We start from the raw sequence: 17,772 nt of genomic DNA, 5'->3' as shown, positions 1-17,772 counted from the left end.
GTCATCGGACCCGCAGTTCGTTGAGCCGCGCCCGCCAGTCCCTGGCGGCCGGCAGCGCCTCGCGCAGCGCGTCCACCGCCCGCTCGCGCCCCGTCACCTGCGATTGGTGCAGGCGGAGCAGGGGCGCGAGCGCCGTCCTGGCCAGCAGGAACCGCTGGTTCACGACGGTCTCGGGCCGCCAGTGGTTCTTGTACGGCTCGTTGCCGCGCAGGAAGCTCACCACCGGGCGGCCCTCCGCCAGGGCGCGGCCCGCCTCGTAGCGCAGCAGCAGCGTGGCCACGTCCACCTTGCGGGTGCGCAGGTCCGGGTCGGCCCCGTACAGGTAGCCGCCGCTCAACGCCCCCGACAGCAGGGTCACGTTGGCGGCCACCACGTTCCCGTCCAGCCGGAACTCGGTCAGCCGGCCCTCGCCGACCCGCACCATCCGCCGGGTGGCCCGGGTCAGGTGCTCGGCGAAGCGGGGCCTCAGGTGCTCCGGGGTCACCCCCCGCCCGCGCCACTGCTTCTCGTGGAGCTGCAGCAGCGTCCGTACGGCGCGCGGCACCTCCTGCTCGGTGACCTCGCGCTCCTCGATCCCGGCCGCGTCGGTCTTGCGCAGCTTGGCCCGGACCCGCTGGGCCCCGGAGGCCGGCATCCGCTTCACGAGCTCGTCGAAGGGAAGCGCGGGCAGCTCCATGCAGGTGGAGTCCGTGAGCTTGCTCCGGATCCCCGGCCACTGGCCGTACAGCGCCTCGGCGGCGGCCCCGGGGCGTACCTCGCGCAGGTCGACGACCGCGCCGCGGGCGGCCCGGTGCAGGCCGCGGGCCAGCGCCGGGACGACCTGGTCGGCGTACTCGGCCGCCACCAGGACGTCGAAGTAGTCGGTGATCCCGCCGCCGAGGGGCACCAGGAGCGGCAGCGGCCGGTGGACGAGCATCAGCGCGCACGCGCCGACGAGTTCCGCGCCCCGCCGTACGAGCACGATCCGCAGCCGCCCGTCCCGGCCGTACGAGAGCCACCAGGAGTGCAGCCAGGCGTGGCTCTGGAAAGGGGTGGCGGTGGGACAGGCCCGGAAGAGCCGGTTCCACGGCTCTTCCAGCGCGGCGAACTGCCGGGGATCGCGGCACAGCGTCACCGACAGGGCCCCGGTGGAGCCCGTAGTCATCGCACGGACTCCTTCTCCTTGGTCTCGGTGTGGTCGCCCTGCGCGGGCAGGGAGGCGTACTCCTCGACGACGGGCCCGGCGACGGGCTGCTCCTCGGGCCGCCGAGTGCGGCCGGCGGGCCGGGCGAGCAGCCAGAGTCCGCCGAGCAGTCCGCCGGCGCACAGCCCGACGGCCCCGCTGATGGCGGCGGACGGCGAGGCGGGCTCGCTCGGCGCGACGGCCTGGTTGAACAGCAGCAGCTGGACGCCGGTGTTCTTGGCGGCCTGATTGCTGCTCAGCGAGAGCGCGTCGGCGACGGCGTTGGCGATGTCGGCGGCCTCGGCGGCGCTCTTCGACGTCCCCGTGATGGCGATCATCGGCGACTCGGGGGAGGTCTCGGCGCGCACCTGCGTACGGAGCCGGCCGGCGCTGATGCCCGCGCGCGGCTGGGCGTACGCGAGGGTGGAACTGCTGGTGGCGATGCGGGCGTACGCCTGGGCGAAGCCGAGGGCCGTGGCCGGCTCGGTGGTCTCGTTCGGGACGGCGACGACGTAGCTGGTGGCGGCGTACTCGGGGGCCTTCAGCACCCCGTACGCCCCGCCCGCGGCCAGCCCCAGCACGGCGGCCACGGGCAACGGCCACCAAGCGGGCGGCGGCAGCAGCCGCACCTTGCGACGGCGGCGGTCGGCCTTCCTCTGATCGGCCTTCTTCTCGGCCCTCTCGGCCTTCTTCTGATCGGCGGTGTCAGCCATGTACGTGCCTTCCTGGAGGGATGGGAGTGGTTTCGGGCCCCTGCTCGGGGGACCCCGTCGGTGGTGCTTCGATCAAGGCGCCCCCCGGCGTCGGGGCGGGGCGGGACCCTGACAGGGCCAGTGCGTAGACCCCGAGGAGGCGCTCCGCGCTGCGCGCGATGTCGTAGCGGCGGGCCACCGGGGGCTGGGGCAGGCGCCGGGTCCCCGCCTCCATGTGCCCGCGCAGGGCGGCGACCAGTTCCTCCGTTCCGGTCCCGATCCGCCGCGCTCCGGGTGCCTGGGCGGCCGGGAGGTCGTCGATCGCCGGACAGGTGACGTGCAGCACCGGCAGCCCCGCGGCCAGCGCCTCCACCACCGCCAGCCCGAACGCCTCCTCCCGCGACGGGGACACGAACACGTCCATGGCGGCCAGCAGCGCCGGGATCCCGGGCGTCCGCCCGTCCGCGCTGTCGCCCAGCGGGTCCCGCTCCCCCAGCAGGTGGATCCGGCTCTGCGCGCCCAGCTCGGCGGCCAGCCGCCGCAACGCCGCCCGCTCCGGCCCCTCCCCGGCCAGCAGCAGGTGCGCCCCCGGCAGCGCCGCCACCGCCCGCACCAGCGAGTCGAACCGCTTGCCCGGCACCAGCCGGCCGACCCCGCCGACCACGAACGCCCGCTCCGGCAGCCCGGTCCGGGCCCGGGTGGCCCGGCGCACCCCCTCGTCGAAGCGGAAGCGGCCGGCTTCGATCCCGTTCGGTACGACGTGCACGCGCGCGGCCGGCACCCCCCAGCCCTCCAGCCGCGCCGCCACGGTCTCCGACACGGCCACGGTCGCCGCGCCCAGCCGTTCGCTGGCCAGGTACAGCGCCCGTACGCCGCCCGTCAGCGGACGGCCCTCGATCTCGCCGTCGCCGAGCGAGTGCTCGGTGGCCACGGTGGTCCCGACCCCCGCGAGCCGGGCCGCGAGACGCCCGTACACGCAGGCCCGGTACAGGTGGGTGTGCACGAGGTCGTACTGCTCGCGCCGGATGAAGCGCACCAGCCTCGGCAGCGCCCCCAGGTCCCGGTTGCCGCGCATCCCCAGGTGCACCACCCGGACCCCGTCGGCCCGCAGGCCCTCGGCCACCGGCCCGGGGTTGGTCAGCGTCAGCACGTCGCAGCGCATCGGCATGTGCCGCAGCAGCAGCCGGAGCTGCTGCTCGGCGCCGCCGACCCCGAGCCCGGTGATGATGTGCAGCGCCCGCAGCGACTTCACGGGCGCACCGCCCGCCGCAGCTCCCGCACCCGGTACCGCAGCTGCTTGATCCGCAGCCGCCCGGGCCCGTCCGCCTGGCTGACGTGGGTGCGCGGCAGGGCGTGCGGCCCGGCCAGCGGGCCGGGGTCGATGGCGCACGCGTACCCGTACCCGGCGGCCCGCGTCGCCGCGACGACCCGCGTGTCGAGGTGCCCGTACGGGTAGCAGAACCCCTCGGGCAGGGTCCCGGTCAGCTCCCGGATCAGCTCCCGGCTGCCCCGCAGCTCCTGCTGGAGGACGTCGTCGGCCGTCGCGGTGAGGTCCTGGTGGAGCAGGCCGTGCGAGCCGATCTCCTGCCCCGCGGCGGCGACTTCGCGGATGCCCTCGGCGTTCAGCAGGGACTTGCGCGGGCCCAGCGGGTCCCACACGTTGTCCACCCCGAGCCGTCCCGGCAGCACGAACAGCGTGGAGGTGCAGTCGTGGCGGCGCAGCAGCGGCAGCGCCCGGGTCAGGTAGTCGGTGTAGCCGTCGTCGAAGGTCAGCCCGACCAGCCCGGCGCCGCGCCCGGCCGCGCAGGCCCGGAGCAGTTCGCCGACGGACACCCCGCGCAGGCCCCGCGAGCGCAGCCACAGCAGCTGCGCCTCCAGCGTGCCCGGGGTGACGGTGATGCCGTACGGGTCCTCGGAGGGGTCGGTGAACTCGGCGACCGAGTGGTACATCAGGACCCACGGCGAGGCGGTCCGGCGGGCGGGGACCGTCGCGGCGGCGGGCGCCGTGCGGGTGTCAGCGGGCATTGCGGTACCTCTGGGTCATCTGGGTGATCTGGGCGGGGATGGCGGTGATCTCTATCGCCCGTATGGCCATGCCGCAGGCGCCGAACATGGCGGGGACGAGCAGGCAGCCGAGCGCGGTGCTGAGCAGCGGGTCGGGGATCATCGGCCCGGCGATCCAGCCGGTGCCGCAGGCGCCGACTCCGGCGACCGAGAGCCGGCCGATGCTGAGCGCGACCCGCCGGACTTGAATGGCGATGATCCGCGAGCCGAGCCCGGTGAGCAGCAGGGCGGCGGTGGTGGAGATGCCGGCGGCGTTGGCGGCGGCGATGCCGTACGTGCCCCACCAGCGGACGGCCAAGGCTCCGGCCACGATGTTGACGAGGAGCCCGGCACCCATCGCGAGCGCCGGGAACCAGGTGGGCCGGGCGGTCGAGAAGAAGGGCCGGGACAGCGCCCCGACGAGGCAGTGGCCGAGGAGTCCGAGGGCGTAGACCCGCATGACGGAGGCGGTGGCCGCGGTGTCGCGGTGGGTGAACGCGCCGCGTTCGAAGAGCACCTGGATGATCTGGGGCGCGTACCCGATGACGAGGGCGCTGCCCACCAGGACGGCGAGGGCGGCCAGCGCGAGGTCCTGTTCGACGCGCCGCCGGGCCTTCTCGGGCTCTCCGCCGGCCATGGCCTGGGCGACGACGGGGAAGGTGACGGTGCAGATCATCAGCGACAGCACCATCGGCATCTGCGCGACCTTCTGCGCGTAGTTCAGGTGCGAGATGGCCCCGGGCGGCAGCGAGGCGGCCAGGAACCGCTCGACCAGCACCTGCGACTGCCGGAACACCGCGAAGAAGATCACCGGGGCGATCAGGCCGAACGCGATGAGGGTGGGCCGGTCCCGGTCGCGCTCGCTGCGCGGCGCGCCCTTGGCGCGGGACGGCCCGAAGCCCACGTTCCGGATGAACGCGGGCAGTTGGACGAGCACCATCAGCAGCCCGCCCGCGGCGACCCCGGCGGCGGCGGCCCGCACCCCCCACACCGCGTGCAGGGCGATCATCGTCCCGATGATCCCGACGTTGTACGAAACGTAGATCGCGGCCGGCGGCACGAACGAGCGGTGTGCCCGCAGCGCGGCGCTGAAGTACCCCGCGATCCCGAAGGACAGCACGGTCAGCGCCGTCATCCGGGTGCACTCCACGGCCAGCGCCGGGTCGGGCAGTCCGGGCGCGAGCACGGCGACGACGAGCGGCGCGGCGACGACGAGCAGGGAGGCCACGGCTGCCAGGAACACCGTCAGCCGCGGCAGGGTCGCGCCCACGAGGAGCCGTACGGGGTCCTGCGTGCGGGCCTCCTTGCGGGTGAGCCCGGCGCGCGCGGCCGCCCGCCGGGCCAGGGCCTGGCTGAACGCGGGCACCATCAGCAGCGCCATGGCGTCCTCGATGAGCAGTGTCGAGGCCATCTCGGGCACGGTCCAGGCGATCAGGAAGGCGTCGCTGTCGTGCCCGGCCCCGAAGAGGTGCGCGATCGCCTGGTCCCGGAACAGCCCGAACACCGCTCCGGCGGCGGTCAGTCCGGCGGTGACGGCGGCGGCCTTGGCCAGGAACCGGCCGAGCGGCGCCGGCCCGGCGCCGCCCGGCGAGCCGCCGCCGTCGGGGGCCCCGGCGGGGCCGGTGCGGTCGGCGGGTGCCGGGGCCGGGCGCGGCGGACGGCCCGCAGCCGCGGCGACTTCGGTCGCCGCGGCCGCGGGCCGCCGCCAGGGCGTCGTGTCCGTCACCGGCCGGCCGCACCGGGTACGGCGCGCAGGCCGGCCGCGGGCCCGGTGCGCCCGCCCGCGGCGGATGCGGGGCCGGCGGAGTCCGGACCGGCGTCCGCACGGGACGGAAGCGCCCACCAGGCCGCCAGGCCGATGATCACCCCGGTCAGGACGGTGGACGGCCCGCCGATGTCCGCGTACAGGAAGTCGGTCAGCTGCCAGACGAACAGCCCGATCGCGATCAGCCCGCAGTCCCGCAGCGCGGAACCGCCGGTGACGCACCGCCTCAGACCCGCGACGAGCAGCGCCGCCCAGCCGCCCGCCAGTGCGGTCAGCCCGATCAGCCCCTGCTCGCTCAGCACCAGCAGGTACATGTTGTGCGGGGAGAGCAGCGGCTGGCGGATGTACGCCTGGCCCGCGCCGCCGGTGTCGCTGCCGGAGGAGAGCCCCAGCGAGGAGTGCCCGTCCCGGTTGGCCGGGAAGCCCTTGAGGCCCACCCCGACGGCCGGCCGCTCGCGCCACATCGACTCGGCGGCGGCCCACATCGTGTAGCGGTCGGTCACCGACTGGTCGGGGGCGCTGGAGACCTGGGTGATCGAGGTAAGCCGCTCCGCGACCATCTCGGAGCCGACCCCGAGCCCGCCCACCAGGACCACCCCGGCCGCGGCCAGCGCGAGCAGCACCTTCAGTGCCCGCCGGATCCCGGCGAGCAGCATCACCAGCACCGCCGCGCCCACCGTGGCGATCCACGCGCCCCTGCTGAACGACAGCACCAGCGGCACCACCAGCACCAGGGCCGCACCGCCCGCCATCCGCCGTACCCGGCCCGGCAGTCCCGGAGCCAGCGCCACCGCGGTCGCCACGACCAGCCCGTACGCCACCACCGTGGCCATGCCCATCACGTCGCCGGGCCCGAAGGTGCCGACGGCCCGGATGTCCTCGCCCTGGTACGAGGCCCCGGTGTGGGTCGCGAACTGCACGACCCCCACCGCGCCCTGCACCAGCGCCAGCACCACGAAGCACCCGGCGGCCAGCCGGAACTCCCCGGCGTCGCGCACGAGCAGCACGATCGCCGCCGGGACCAGCACGAACACCTGGAGGTAGCGCACGAACCCGGGCAGCGCCGCGTACGGGTCCCCGGCGGTCGCGGTCGCCACCGCCAGCCCCACGGCGGGCACGCCGAGCGCCAGCACGCCCAGCGGGGTCAGCTCCCGCACCCGGCCGCGCAGCGCCTGCACCGCGCAGACCAGCACCAGCACCAGCGAGGCGGCGTCGGCCGGGCCGACCTTGCCGGAGGTGCTCGCGTCGCCCGCCGCGATCGGGGTGAGGAGCAGCAGGACGGTCGCGGCGAGCGGCAGCAGCGGCCAGTGCCGCCGCAGCAGCCCCGCCGTGTCGGGCCGGACGCCGACCGGCGATACGGCGAGACTCATCAGCTGCCCCCCAGCCGGAAGCGGAAGAAGGAGGCCGCGGTGCGGGCGAGGATCCACAGGTCCTGCCACAGCGACCAGGTGTCGATGTAGTGGTTGTCGAAGCGGGCCCGGTCCTCGATCGAGGTGTCCCCGCGCAGGCCGTTGATCTGGGCTAGCCCGGTGATGCCCACGGGCATCCGGTGCCGGGCCTCGTAGCCGGGGTGCACGCTGCTGAACTTGGCGACGAAGAAGGGCCGTTCCGGCCGCGGTCCGACCAGGCTCATGTCCCCCCGTACGACGTTCCACAGCTGCGGCAGCTCGTCCAGCGAGGACTTGCGCAGGAAGGAGCCGACCGGGCTCATACGGTTGTCGCCCGAGACCGTCCACCGGGTGGCGGACTCGTGCTCGTCGGCGCGCAGGGTGCGGAACTTCAGCAGGGTGAAGGGGCGCCCGTACAGGCCGACGCGCTCCTGCCGGAAGATCACCCCGGGCCCGTCGGAGATCCGGACGGCCAGCGCGCACACGCCCATGACGGGCGCTGCGGCGATCAGCGCGAGCGCGGCCAGCAGCCCGTCGATGGCCCGCTTCACCCAGCGCTCCACCGGACGGGACGGGCGCGGCAGCAGCGGCTGTACGGCGTACCCCCACAGCTGGTCGGCGGGCCGGGCCACCCGCATGCCGGTCACCTTGGCGGTGCCGGCCGGGTCGGCGAGCCAGAGCCGGCAGCCGTGGTCGTGGAAGAGGCGGACCAGGGCGGCGGTGCGCTCGTCGGCCTCCGGCGGACGGGTGAACACCGCGTGCCGGACCGAGTTCTGGATGACCGCGCGCCGGATGTCCTCGTGCGTGGCGAGCACCGGTACGGCGCCGCCGCCCTCCTCGGGGCCGGCGGTGGCGGCGATCCCGACGGGCCGCAGCCCGTACTCGGGGCGCCCGTGCAGGGCCGCGGCGACCGCGCTCGCCCCGGAGCCGGGGCCGACGACGAGGGCCGAGGCGGGCCGGCGGCGGGCCGCGCGGCGGCGGAGCTGGTTGGCGAACCCGCGCCCGGCGCAGGTCAGTACGGTCTGCAGACAGACGGCGCCCAGCAGGGCCGGCCAGCTCAGGGCCCGGCCCGGCGCCGCGGCGGCCACGACGGCGGCGAAGGCGCACCACAGTGCGGCGGCCCGCCCGGCCAGCGCGGGCAGCTCCAGCAGCGCGTAGGGCGCGAGCCGCGGCCGGTACAGCCCGGCCTGCGCGTGCAGCGCGGCGGCCAGCACGGCCATCGGGACCGCCGCCCCGGCGGGCACGGCCGTCCCGGGTGCGGAGACGGCCGTCGTGGTGAGTACGGCGGCCAGCGCATCGGCGGTCAGCAGCGGGAGGACCCCGTCGCGGCGCCGGACCCGCTGTGGCCGCACCAGGGGCCTGGCCGGGTCGGCCCGGGGCCGCCTCGGGGGGTGGATGGCGGTCACGGACCGTCGGACGGCTGCGGTGCCGGCGGTGCCGCCGGCGGGCCCCGTGCCGCCCTGCCCGGTGTGCCGGGCGGGTGCGCTGTCCATCGTCATCGGCTGATGCGCTCCTGGTTCAAGGGCCGGGGCCTGCCCAGCAGTTCGTGGTACAGGCCGGTGACCGCGTCCGTGGTCCGCCGTACGTCGAAGTCGGTCCGGGCGTGCTGCCCGGCCTGCTCCCCGAGTTCGGCGAGCAGCCGCGGTTCCGCGAGCAGCCGTCCCATGGCCTTGGCCAGGGCCGTCGGGTCCTCCGGCGGTACCAGGCACAGCCGCCCCTGGCCGGGCGGCAGGCTCTCCCGGGCACCGCTGACGTCGGAGACCAGGACCGGTCGGCCGCAGGCCATGGCTTCGAGCGGGGCGAGCGCCATGCCCTCCCACCGCGACGGCAGTACAACGAGATCGGCGGCCCGAAGCCACGGTCGGATGTCGGGGGCGGCCCCCGCGAAGAGCACCCCGGGCGGGGCGCTGCGCCGCAGCCGCTCGGCGTCGGGGCCGTCGCCGACGAGCGCGAGACGGGCTTCCGGGACGTTTCCGAGCACCTCCCGCCAGGCTCGGAGCAGGATGTCCTGGCCCTTCTGCTGGCAGAGCCTGCCCACGCAGACGGCGAGCGGCCCGTCGCCCAGGAAGGCGGCGGGCAAAGGGAGTTCGGTACGCGCCCGGGCCCGGTCGGTTTCGCGGTCGGGGCCGCCCGGGCGGAAGTGGTCCAGGTCCACGCCGTTGCGGATCACCGACCAGCGGGCGGCGATGCCCTCGGCCTCCCCGGCCCGGCGTTCGGCCTCGCTGACACAGAGCACCCGGTCGGCCCAGCGCGCCCCGAACCTCTCCCAGCGCAGCGCGAGCGCGGCGGTGGCCCCGCCGACGGCGTCGAAGGACCAGGCGTGCGGCTGGAAGACGGTGGGCACGGCCCCGCGCACGGCGAGCCGCCCGGCGAGGCCCGCCTTGGCGCTGTGGGCGTGCAGGACGTCGGGCCCGACCAGGCCGACGATCCGCCGGGCGGCGAGGACTTCGGCGGGCAGATCGGGCCCGGGTGCCCGGCCGGCGCGCCAGGTGAGCACCTCGGCCCCGGCCTCGCGGGCGGCGTCGGCGAGCTGTCCGCCGCGCGGGCAGCCGACGGCGGTCCGCAGGCCGGCGGCCGTCTGGGCGCGGACGAGGTCGAGGACGACGCGGGCGACACCGCCGTCCACGGGCTGGACGAGGTGCAGGACGGACAGGGGGCGGGGAATCGGAGCCTGCGCGGGGGAGGACTGCGCAGGGGGAGGCTGTGTCGGCACGCGGAGTGGTCTCCTACGTTCAGCGGCGCGCGTCTGTCTGAACGAAGAGCACACCGAGGAATTGACCCTGGCTTTCACCCGTGAACCTGAAGCTCAGGCTGCGGGCACCACCGGACAGGGCGGGACTCAGGTCGAACACGTCCGCGTCATATCCGAGATTATTCATATGTTCGGGCTGTCGCACGAACGAGGGATCCCCGAATTCCGTGATCGTGGAATTCATAACATCATTAAAAGGATTTTCTGCATCGCTGATGTCGACCCGGCGGCCACTGTCGGAGGTCACGGTGAGTGAGTCACCGAGGACCCCGCGGTCCCCGTCGTACGCGACCACCCCGACCTTGCCGGCCGACCCCGCGGCCACGTCCAGCCCGGCGATCTCGACCGTCTCGCCGGCCCCCGCGCCGGTACCCTCGGCGATCGACTCGAAGCCGTCCCACAGCGAGATCCGGCGCACCGGCTCCTGCGGGTGCTCGTACGCCACGACCAGCGTCCAGCCGCCCCAGGCACCCACCTCGGAGTGGCCCATCGCGATGTTCAGCTGGGCCACCGTCCACATCCCGGCGCCGCCCTTGCGGACGAGCGGGGTCACGTCGGCGGAGGCCTGGTAGGCATCGCTGCCCGCGTCCGACCGGTGGCCGATCACCGTGTCGGCGAGGACCTCCTTGTAGGCCCCGCCCGGCTCGGCGACCAGCACCCTGCCGTTGTCCTCCGGCGGCTTCTGCTCGCCCACCCGCAGGTTCCCGCCCCAGTACAGGCGGGCGTACGAGACCTTCGCCCCTTGCGGGACCTTGAGCTCGGCCCGGGTGGAGTTGTAGGTGTCCGGGTCCTTGTCGACCTCGCTGTAGAACATGTCGAAATCGCTGTTGACCCCCGCCGCGCCCCGCTTGACCTCGGCGCACGGCTCGGCGTCCGGCGCCTCCTCCCGGCGGCAGGCGATGGAGGAGTTGGAGGCCCTGACCAGCCCGCCGCGCTGGACTGCCTGATAACGCTGGGTGAACGGGATCTTGGCCATTTCCCGCGCGGCGGGAGCGGCCGGACCCGGCGGAGCGGCCGCGGCCCCGGAAGCCGTGGGGACGTTCGCCGAAAGTACGAGGCAGGACAGCAGACCGAGCGTGCCGAGGATTCTGCGGGACGAACCCATGACCCTGTCTCCATTTTCGATCAAGGGGACAAAACAGGAGTGAACTTTGTCAGAAATCAGGCCGGAAATCACGCCGGACTCGCTCGTACGGCCTTTTGGGCGATAACACGCACCCTCGCAGGCGGCGGGTCGTTATGCGGTGCACCATCGTTCGAACCGAAAGGGAAAACGGAGATGAAGAAGAGGCTGATCAGCGCCGCCACCCTGGCGGTCGCCGGCGCTGCGGCCGTGATGGGCGGCGCGGGCCTCGCCTCCGCGGACTCGGCGGCGGAGGGCCTCGCGGCGGGGTCCCCCGGCGTGGCGAGCGGCAACCTGGTCCAGGTCCCGATCAACGTCCCCGTGAACGTCTGCGGCAACACCGTCAACGTGATCGCCCTCCTGAGCCCCGCGTTCGGCAACACCTGCGTCAACGCCTGACCGTCAGCGGGATCGTCAACCGCGCCACCCCAAACGGCGGCATCCGGGTGAATCCACGCAACCCGCGACGGATCCCGGCCGTTGATCCGGATGCTCCACTACCGGGCAATCCAGCAAAAAAGGGACGACAATGATCAAGAAGATGATGGCCACTGCGGCTGCCGCAGCCTCGGTCGTGGGCATCGGTGCCGCCATGGCCCCGCAGGCGATGGCCATCGGGAACGACAACGGCGTCAACACCGTCAATGGCAACGGCGCCTCGCAGATCTACGGCAACCAGGCCACCTACGGCACCATGAGCCCCCAAATGGCGCTCATCCAGGGCTCCTTCAACAAGCCCTGCATCGCCCTGCCCGCGAAGGCCAACATCCAGTCACTGCTCGGCGCCGTCCCGATCGGCATCCAGGACATCAACGTCCTGTCGAACCCGCAGAACCAGCAGTGCACCGAGAACTCCACCCAGGCCAAGGGCGACGAGGCCCTCTCGCACATCCTGGACAACATCCCGATCCTCTCGGGCAACCTCTCCGCCGGCAGCTGATCGCACCCGGCGTCAGCGAGGCCGTCGCACCCGGTCGGGTCGCGGCGGCCTCGCCGCTTGCCGGCTCCGCAAATACCGCGTAAATCCGCCGAGAATTCTGGGCGGCGTACGTTGGGGTGAATTGCGGAGCCGCACGCGAAAATCTGCGGTTTCTTTTTCCGGACCCACTCGTTGTTATTTCTGCAGTGGACACGCCCCTGCGGGAAGGATTGAAAACAAATGACGTACAAGAAGGCAGTGGTGCTGGCCGCCGGCGTTCTCGTGGCCGCCGGTGCCGCCTCCCCCGCCATGGCCGACGCGGTCGCCGACGGAAAGGCCATCGGCTCCCCCGGCGTGCTCTCCGGCAACCTGCTCCAGATTCCGGTGCACGTCCCGGTCAACGTCTGCGGCAACACCGTCAACGTGATCGCAGCGCTGAACCCCACGTTCGGCAACGTCTGCGTCAACGCCTGACGAAGCGCCTGCCCGCAAGGGCAACCTCCTCGGGGTGGCCTCGGAGTGCACGGCGGTGCACTCCGAGGCCACCTTCGATTCAGCACCGGCGGGAGAGCCGGTAGACAGGGAAGGACCCATGCGACAGGTACTGAGCCGACAGGTACTGGGCAAGGGGGTGCTCACGGCGGCGGCCGCCTCAAGCCTGCTGTCGATCGCGACCGGCGCGGCCTACGCGCACTCGGGGGCGATGGCCGAGGCCTCTCATTCGCCGGGCGTGCTGTCCGGCAACAGCGTCTCGGTACCGATCACCCTCTCGCCGAACGTGTGCGGCAACAGCGTGGACGGCGGTGCGGCGCTCAACCCCGCGATGGGGAACACCTGCGCCACCACGACCGGCTCGGACGCGCACCACGCCGACCGCGACTACGAGCGCTACCTCAGCCCCGAGCACTCCGAGGCCATCGAGCGCTACCTCGAAGAGCAGCGGGGCGGCCGGCACGCGATGCCGGAGGAGCGCCGCGAGGAGCCCCGCCGCCCTGCGCCCCGGCACGCGGCCCCCCGGCACGAGGAGTCGCGCGACGAGGGCGGCTACGGCGGATCGGGCGAGTCGAGCGGGTCGAGCCGGTCCGGAAGCTCGGACGAGGAGGAGTGCGACGACCATCCGCACACCCTCCCGGCCCCGGCGCCGGTGGCCCACCACGCTCCCCCGGCGCCCGAGCGGCCGCAGCCACGGCCCCACCCCGCGCCGAAGCCCATCCCCCACCCGGCCCCGAAGCCCCCGGTCCACGAGGTCGACGCGCCTCCGCAGCCCGCGCCGGTCCCGGCGCCGGCGCCCCTGCCGGCTCCGGTCCACGAGGCGCCCGTACCGCTGCCCGCCCCGGTGGAGGAGGCGCCCCGGCCGCTCCCGGCCCCCGCGCCGGTCGCCGAGGAGGCCCCCGCACCGGCGCCACCGCACGGCAGCCACTTCGTGGAGCACCCGGCTCCCGCGCCGGCGCCCGAGGCCGTCCGTCCCGCCGACCAGCCGCCGGCCGCCCCCGCCGGTGACACCCCGATCCACCTCGGTCCGGCGCCGGCGCCGGCACCCCTCCCGGTGACCCCGGCGGCCCCGGCGGCCCCGCCGGCCCCGGCACCCGTACCCGCTCCGCTGCCCGCCCCCGCGCAGGTGTCGGCACCGGCGCTCGCCGAGACCGGCGCGGGTCAGCCGGGTGCGGCGGCGGCCCTCGCCTCGGCACTGATCCTGGGCGGCGCCATTCTGTACCGGAGGTCCCGGATCGCCTGACCGGCAATGCCGGTAATCGGAAGAAACATCGGCCGGAGAATCCGTCGTCGGATTCTCCGGCCGTTGCCGTACGCGTTTCCGGAGCGGCGGGGAATCGTTACGCAGGGCGAAAGCGGCGCGACGGTCGCCGCCGACGCCTCTGTCCACGAAAGAAGAGGATTTCGATAATGAAGCTCACGAAGGTCGCCGCGGTCATCGCCGGCTCCGTTGCCGCGCTCGGCGCCTCCGCTCCCGCCTTCGCCGCCGCCGCGCCGGTCGCGATGCCGCCCATGAGTCTCACGGGCGGGGCCACCGAAGCCGTCAACTCGCTCGCCCCGGTCACCGAGTCGCTCCCGGAGACCCTGAACAACGGGGTGGCCGAGCAGGGCGACACCGTCGCCAAGGTCGTGGACACCGCGCAGAGCGTCAACAGGGTCCGCAACGACGCGCCGGGCGCGGTGCTCAAGGTGGCGGACGGGGCCACGCAGGCGTCCCCGCTCCTCGGCGGTGTGAAGCTCAACGGCGGGGCTCACTGAGCCGGTCGGGCCCCCCGCCCCCGCCCAGGCGGGAGCCGCGGGATCCGTGGGAGCAAAAAACGTGGGCGCCACCGGCGATGCCGGTGGCGCCCACGGTCAGGTACGCCGACTGACGTCAGTCGTTGACGCAGACGTTGCCGAACGTGGGGTTCAGCAGGGCGATCACGTTGACGGTGTTGCCGCAGAGGTTGACCGGAATGTGAACCGGGACCTGGACCAGGTTGCCCGAGAGGACACCGGGGGAGCCCACGGCCGCGCCCTCGGCCGACGAGTCGGCCATGGCGGAGCCGGCGGCACCGGCCGCAACGAGACCGGCGGAGGCCAGGACCAGGGCGGCCTTCTTGGCAGAGTTCATGGGAAGTGCACCTTCTGTTCGATGTTCTGCCCCGACGCGGGGCTCACACCGAGCGAAACGGTCCAGCTTCCCGGACGACACGGCCTCGCACGCGATCAGACCTGTTCAGCTCAATTGTCGTAATCGCGCAGGGTTTTCGGGCCCTCCTCTGCTATAGGACCTGCCCGCTAAGGGAGGCCGGGGACCTCCGGCACGATCTCCACCGGCGTCAGGACCGGGCCGGCCGGCTTGGCCACCACCGGCTTCGCCGGGACGGCCGGCGCCGCGGGCGCTGCGGGTACGGCCGGCGCCGCGGGCACCGCCGGAACCGCCGGCTTGGGCACAGGGGCGGCCGGCTTGGAGACGGGGACGTCGGGGATCTCGGGGATCTCCGGAATCGCGGGGATCTCAGGGATCTCCGGGATGGAAGGGGTCTCAGGGATCTCAGGGATCTCCGGGATCTCCGGGACGGAAGGGATCTCGGGGATGGCGGGGATCGGCAGCGCCGGGATGTCCGGGACAGCCGGGAGGTTCGGCAGGGTCGGCAGTTTGATCGGCGGGAGCGTCACCCCGGGCAGGAGCGTCTCAAGGGACTTGGTGACTCCGTCGAGGATCGCGCCGACCTGCGCGAGGAGGTCGTCGACCGGGCCGGCCGCCGCCACGCGGCGGTCGATCTGCTGCTGGGCGGCCACCACTCGTTTCCCGGCGGCGGCCGCACCACCGTCCGCGGCGCCCGCGGGGGCGGCCGCGCCGGAGAGTATGACGACGGCGAGGGCCGACGGGACGAGGACGCGGACGCGGGACGGCTTCGTGCGGTGCATGGCGGTTCCTTACGGTGGTCGCACAGAGGCGGACCCGAGTGATCCGTCTCCTTACCCACCGTGCGAACACCATCTACGGAGCGCAACCGGAGCTTGATCGTCCGGGCCGGCCGTGCGGGCTTCGCGCACGCGTCCGCAGAAGGCTCACCCGGGGCGGCGAAAAACCTCGGTCCGAGCGGCCGTTTGAGTGAAGCCGCGGAACCAACCACCCGGCAGGGCAGTTGACCAGGACGCTCCACTAGCGGGCACTCGTGCGACAAAAGGACCAATGATGTTCAAGAAGATCATGACTGCTGCCGCCGTCACCGCCGCCGCCGTCGGCGCGGGCGCTGCTGTTGCGGCCCCGGCCATGGCCATCGGCAACGACAACGGGATCAACACCGTCAACGGCAACGGCGCTTCGCAGATCTACGGCAACCAGAAGACCGAAGGCGACATGAGCCCGCAGCTCAGCCTGGTTCAGGGCACGCTCAACAAGCCCTGCGTCGCCCTGCCGGTGAAGGTGAACGTCCAGTCGCTGATCGGCGCCGTCCCGATCGGCCTCCAGGACATCAACGTCCTGTCCAACCCGCAGAACCAGCAGTGCACCGAGAACTCCACCCAGGCCAAGGGCGACGAGGCTCTCTCGCACATCCTGGACAACATCCCGGTCCTGTCGGGCAACGGCGCCGTCGGCAGCTGATCTCCGCTCCTCTGCCTTCCGCGGTCCGGGCCCGCCCCGCCCGTGAAGCGATGTGACGAGGGCCCCGGCAGCCTCCAGCTGCCGGGGCCCTCGCGCGCGCCGGGCCGTCACCCGGTCCAGAACTCCCACCACCGGGTGAGGATCAGCATCCCGATCACACCGATGTGCAGGGCGGGTGGGGCCCAGCCGAACTCGGTGAAGAAGGTCCGCACGGGGCCGGGCGCGGGCAGTGCACCCGTACGGACGTTGTGCGCGGTGACCGCCCAGAACATCAGCAGGGTGGCCGCCCAGGTCAGGCAGCACCACAGGCAGAGCGCGTTGATCTCGTACAGGGACTGGACCATCAGCCAGGTGCAGAAGCCGACCCCGAAGAGCATCCCGGCGTCCAGTCCCAGCCAGAACCAGCCGCGGTAGCGGGCGCCGGCCAGCAGACCCGCGCCGACGCACACGACGGCCCCGAACGCGACGAGCCCCAGCAGGGGGTTGGGGAAGCCGAAGGCCGCCGCCTGGTCGCTCTTCATGACGCTGCCGCAGGAGACCACCGGGTTGAGACTGCAGGCGGGCTTGAAGTCCGGGTCCTCCAGCAGGAGGAACTTGTCGAGGGTGATCACCCAGGAGGCCAGCACCCCGGCGGCCCCGGTGAGCGCCAGCAGCCAGGCCAACGCCCGCGGGCCGGCCTCCGGTTCGCCGTCGTGTCTGCTGTGGGGCAGCCCCTGCTGGCGGGGAAGGCCCACTGTTTTCGTTGCCATACGGGCCATGTTCCCGCGCTCCGGCACAGACCCGGGCGAACCATGCTCATCCCGGGGCAAGTTGACCTGAAGGGGTGGCGGGAACCCCTGATGCTTCCCGGACGTTTTACCGAACCCCGGACGTGATGTCAGAGCCAGGGGCTACGTTGAGCTTCCGCGAAGTCACAAGCTGCGACGGCCTGGAGACCCACCTTGAGCGATCCGTACGAGACAACCGAGGCGCACCTCGGCCGACTCCTGGGCCGCGCCCTCAACTCTTTCGACCTGCCGGACCGGTTGGTCGAGCGCCTCGGCACGGCGCTCGCCCACAGCTCATCGCTGTACACCACCCACCACAGCCCGGCGGCGGGACTGTGGCGGGAGACCCACCGGCACACGTACCTGCTGGCCGACGGCGGCTCGGTGTCTCTGTGGGAGCTGGTGTACCGACTGGTGGACGACCGGACGATCCGGCACGAGGTCTTCGTGAGCAAGGCGGAAGCCTGTCTGGCCGTGGCCCGGCTGTTCGGCGAGGCCCCGGCGGAGGCGGCCTTCGACCCGGCTCTGGATCCGGCGCTCGCCGCCGCCGAGGAGGAGCCGGACACCGGTGTGGCGGCGCTCAGCGCGCTGTTCGCGGCCAGCACGCCGGCGCGGCGACGCCGGGAGTACGCGGTGGAGGAGTCCGCCGACCACGCCCGCCGGGTGCTGCGGCGGGCGGAGAATCCGGACCGGCCCGGCGAGGGGACGGCGGGGCTGCTGAGGTCGGCGTACGCGCACCAGATCACCCAGGCGTTCGGCAGTCGGCCGTTCACGGCGGACGGGCGGGGCGCCGGGTTCAACCTGTACGAGCACTCGTTCGTATTACTGGACGGGAACGAGCTCAGCCTGTGGGAGGTCGAGCACACGGCGACGCCGGACGGGCGGCACATGTGCGAGGTGTACGAGAGCGAGGCGGCCGCCCGCGGGGCGATGGAGCTGCGCGCGCGAGCCCGGCAGGACTTCGCGGACACCCCCTAGCCTTCTGAGTCGGGAATTCTGTTCAGATGTATAAGCTTGCCCTGTGGTACGGACGGGACGGCCGAAGGCCGAATTGACGTTGTCGGACGAGGAGCG

Annotated in this window: 19 protein-coding genes; 7 read left to right on the top strand and 12 right to left on the bottom strand. The window is 73.5% G+C overall.

The window, feature by feature from the left end; translation table 11 throughout:
• Position 1: 1 nt before the first annotated feature.
• From ACIBAD_RS26430 to ACIBAD_RS26390, 9 genes are read right to left on the bottom strand one after another with little or no spacing between them, the layout of a single operon-like run.
• Positions 2 to 1,144, bottom strand: a complete 1,143-nt coding sequence (locus ACIBAD_RS26430; RefSeq protein WP_134073630.1) for a GNAT family N-acetyltransferase — start codon at positions 1,142 to 1,144, stop codon at positions 2 to 4.
• Positions 1,141 to 1,875 (bottom strand): lipopolysaccharide biosynthesis protein, encoded by a 735-nt coding sequence (locus ACIBAD_RS26425; RefSeq protein WP_398908878.1) that lies wholly within the window; start codon positions 1,873 to 1,875, stop codon positions 1,141 to 1,143. Before ACIBAD_RS26425 ends, ACIBAD_RS26430 begins: the two co-directional genes overlap by 4 nt.
• Positions 1,868 to 3,097 carry a glycosyltransferase gene (locus ACIBAD_RS26420; protein ID WP_398909015.1) on the bottom strand — a complete coding sequence of 410 codons (1,230 nt, stop codon included), beginning with the start codon at positions 3,095 to 3,097 and terminating at the stop codon, positions 1,868 to 1,870. The genes ACIBAD_RS26425 and ACIBAD_RS26420 overlap by 8 nt, the downstream gene beginning before the upstream one ends.
• A 5-nt stretch (positions 3,098 to 3,102) precedes the next feature.
• Complete coding sequence (locus ACIBAD_RS26415) at positions 3,103 to 3,879, bottom strand: polysaccharide deacetylase family protein (protein ID WP_134073628.1); 777 nt, start codon at positions 3,877 to 3,879, stop codon at positions 3,103 to 3,105.
• Positions 3,869 to 5,623: a murein biosynthesis integral membrane protein MurJ gene (gene murJ / locus ACIBAD_RS26410; protein ID WP_398908876.1), complete on the bottom strand. Its 1,755-nt coding sequence runs from the start codon at positions 5,621 to 5,623 to the stop codon at positions 3,869 to 3,871. Before murJ ends, ACIBAD_RS26415 begins: the two co-directional genes overlap by 11 nt.
• A complete protein-coding gene (locus ACIBAD_RS26405; RefSeq protein WP_134073626.1) occupies positions 5,620 to 7,032 on the bottom strand; it encodes an O-antigen ligase family protein in 1,413 nt (470 codons plus the stop codon). The genes murJ and ACIBAD_RS26405 overlap by 4 nt, the downstream gene beginning before the upstream one ends.
• Positions 7,032 to 8,549 carry an exopolysaccharide biosynthesis polyprenyl glycosylphosphotransferase gene (locus ACIBAD_RS26400; protein WP_398908873.1) on the bottom strand — a complete coding sequence of 506 codons (1,518 nt, stop codon included), beginning with the start codon at positions 8,547 to 8,549 and terminating at the stop codon, positions 7,032 to 7,034. The genes ACIBAD_RS26405 and ACIBAD_RS26400 overlap by 1 nt, the downstream gene beginning before the upstream one ends.
• Positions 8,546 to 9,763 (bottom strand): glycosyltransferase, encoded by a 1,218-nt coding sequence (locus ACIBAD_RS26395; protein ID WP_398908871.1) that lies wholly within the window; start codon positions 9,761 to 9,763, stop codon positions 8,546 to 8,548. The genes ACIBAD_RS26400 and ACIBAD_RS26395 overlap by 4 nt, the downstream gene beginning before the upstream one ends.
• A gap of 19 nt (positions 9,764 to 9,782) precedes the next feature.
• Entirely contained in the window at positions 9,783 to 10,979 is a 1,197-nt protein-coding gene (locus ACIBAD_RS26390; protein WP_134073622.1) for a DUF3344 domain-containing protein, read from the bottom strand.
• A gap of 102 nt (positions 10,980 to 11,081) precedes the next feature.
• Here ACIBAD_RS26390 and ACIBAD_RS26385 point away from each other — a divergent pair, with 102 nt between their 5' ends.
• The 5 genes from ACIBAD_RS26385 to ACIBAD_RS26365 all read left to right on the top strand — a co-directional run bounded on the left by ACIBAD_RS26385 (position 11,082) and on the right by ACIBAD_RS26365 (position 14,094).
• Positions 11,082 to 11,324, top strand: coding sequence for a chaplin (locus ACIBAD_RS26385; protein ID WP_398908869.1), 243 nt, complete (start codon positions 11,082 to 11,084; stop codon positions 11,322 to 11,324).
• Positions 11,325 to 11,454: 130 nt separating this feature from the next.
• Complete coding sequence (locus ACIBAD_RS26380; protein ID WP_134073618.1) at positions 11,455 to 11,865, top strand: rodlin; 411 nt, start codon at positions 11,455 to 11,457, stop codon at positions 11,863 to 11,865.
• A 219-nt stretch (positions 11,866 to 12,084) separates the two neighbouring features.
• Positions 12,085 to 12,318, top strand: a complete 234-nt coding sequence (locus ACIBAD_RS26375; RefSeq protein ID WP_134073616.1) for a chaplin — start codon at positions 12,085 to 12,087, stop codon at positions 12,316 to 12,318.
• Positions 12,319 to 12,436: 118 nt separating this feature from the next.
• Positions 12,437 to 13,579 carry a chaplin gene (locus tag ACIBAD_RS26370; protein WP_398908866.1) on the top strand — a complete coding sequence of 381 codons (1,143 nt, stop codon included), beginning with the start codon at positions 12,437 to 12,439 and terminating at the stop codon, positions 13,577 to 13,579.
• Positions 13,580 to 13,746: 167 nt separating this feature from the next.
• Positions 13,747 to 14,094: a hypothetical protein gene (locus tag ACIBAD_RS26365; protein WP_134073614.1), complete on the top strand. Its 348-nt coding sequence runs from the start codon at positions 13,747 to 13,749 to the stop codon at positions 14,092 to 14,094.
• Between the two features lie 115 nt (positions 14,095 to 14,209).
• Here the strand turns inward: ACIBAD_RS26365 and ACIBAD_RS26360 are convergent, their stop codons facing one another.
• Together ACIBAD_RS26360 and ACIBAD_RS26355 are read right to left on the bottom strand one after the other, a co-directional pair.
• Positions 14,210 to 14,449, bottom strand: coding sequence for a chaplin (locus ACIBAD_RS26360; protein WP_134073612.1), 240 nt, complete (start codon positions 14,447 to 14,449; stop codon positions 14,210 to 14,212).
• Between the two features lie 167 nt (positions 14,450 to 14,616).
• Positions 14,617 to 15,249 carry a hypothetical protein gene (locus ACIBAD_RS26355; RefSeq protein WP_134073610.1) on the bottom strand — a complete coding sequence of 211 codons (633 nt, stop codon included), beginning with the start codon at positions 15,247 to 15,249 and terminating at the stop codon, positions 14,617 to 14,619.
• 271 nt (positions 15,250 to 15,520) lie between these two features.
• Between ACIBAD_RS26355 and ACIBAD_RS26350 the strand changes: the two genes are divergently transcribed.
• Positions 15,521 to 15,931 (top strand): rodlin, encoded by a 411-nt coding sequence (locus ACIBAD_RS26350; RefSeq protein ID WP_134073608.1) that lies wholly within the window; start codon positions 15,521 to 15,523, stop codon positions 15,929 to 15,931.
• 107 nt (positions 15,932 to 16,038) lie between these two features.
• Here ACIBAD_RS26350 and ACIBAD_RS26345 read toward each other — a convergent pair whose 3' ends face one another.
• Positions 16,039 to 16,680 carry a vitamin K epoxide reductase family protein gene (locus ACIBAD_RS26345; protein ID WP_398908863.1) on the bottom strand — a complete coding sequence of 214 codons (642 nt, stop codon included), beginning with the start codon at positions 16,678 to 16,680 and terminating at the stop codon, positions 16,039 to 16,041.
• A gap of 192 nt (positions 16,681 to 16,872) precedes the next feature.
• Between ACIBAD_RS26345 and ACIBAD_RS26340 the strand changes: the two genes are divergently transcribed.
• Positions 16,873 to 17,676, top strand: coding sequence for a DUF6227 family protein (locus ACIBAD_RS26340; RefSeq protein ID WP_398908861.1), 804 nt, complete (start codon positions 16,873 to 16,875; stop codon positions 17,674 to 17,676).
• Positions 17,677 to 17,772 lie beyond the last annotated feature (96 nt).

Source organism: Streptomyces sp. NPDC051109, from assembly GCF_044455885.1.
GTDB lineage: Bacteria > Actinomycetota > Actinomycetes > Streptomycetales > Streptomycetaceae > Streptomyces.
This window is presented reverse-complemented; position numbering and strand designations above follow the sequence as displayed.

Bases quoted from the DNA above. Each gene is read 5' to 3' on its own strand.
- ACIBAD_RS26385 (WP_398908869.1), top strand. From the start codon at position 11,082: ATGAAGAAGAGGCTGATCAGCGCCGCCACCCTGGCGGTCGCCGGCGCT.
- ACIBAD_RS26345 (WP_398908863.1), bottom strand. From the start codon at position 16,680: ATGGCAACGAAAACAGTGGGCCTTCCCCGCCAGCAGGGGCTGCCCCAC.
- ACIBAD_RS26355 (WP_134073610.1), bottom strand. From the start codon at position 15,249: ATGCACCGCACGAAGCCGTCCCGCGTCCGCGTCCTCGTCCCGTCGGCC.
- ACIBAD_RS26365 (WP_134073614.1), top strand. From the start codon at position 13,747: ATGAAGCTCACGAAGGTCGCCGCGGTCATCGCCGGCTCCGTTGCCGCG.
- ACIBAD_RS26430 (WP_134073630.1), bottom strand. From the start codon at position 1,144: ATGACTACGGGCTCCACCGGGGCCCTGTCGGTGACGCTGTGCCGCGAT.
- ACIBAD_RS26400 (WP_398908873.1), bottom strand. From the start codon at position 8,549: ATGACGATGGACAGCGCACCCGCCCGGCACACCGGGCAGGGCGGCACG.
- ACIBAD_RS26405 (WP_134073626.1), bottom strand. From the start codon at position 7,032: ATGAGTCTCGCCGTATCGCCGGTCGGCGTCCGGCCCGACACGGCGGGG.
- ACIBAD_RS26370 (WP_398908866.1), top strand. From the start codon at position 12,437: ATGCGACAGGTACTGAGCCGACAGGTACTGGGCAAGGGGGTGCTCACG.
- ACIBAD_RS26360 (WP_134073612.1), bottom strand. From the start codon at position 14,449: ATGAACTCTGCCAAGAAGGCCGCCCTGGTCCTGGCCTCCGCCGGTCTC.
- ACIBAD_RS26380 (WP_134073618.1), top strand. From the start codon at position 11,455: ATGATCAAGAAGATGATGGCCACTGCGGCTGCCGCAGCCTCGGTCGTG.
- ACIBAD_RS26350 (WP_134073608.1), top strand. From the start codon at position 15,521: ATGTTCAAGAAGATCATGACTGCTGCCGCCGTCACCGCCGCCGCCGTC.
- ACIBAD_RS26375 (WP_134073616.1), top strand. From the start codon at position 12,085: ATGACGTACAAGAAGGCAGTGGTGCTGGCCGCCGGCGTTCTCGTGGCC.
- ACIBAD_RS26415 (WP_134073628.1), bottom strand. From the start codon at position 3,879: ATGCCCGCTGACACCCGCACGGCGCCCGCCGCCGCGACGGTCCCCGCC.
- ACIBAD_RS26425 (WP_398908878.1), bottom strand. From the start codon at position 1,875: ATGGCTGACACCGCCGATCAGAAGAAGGCCGAGAGGGCCGAGAAGAAG.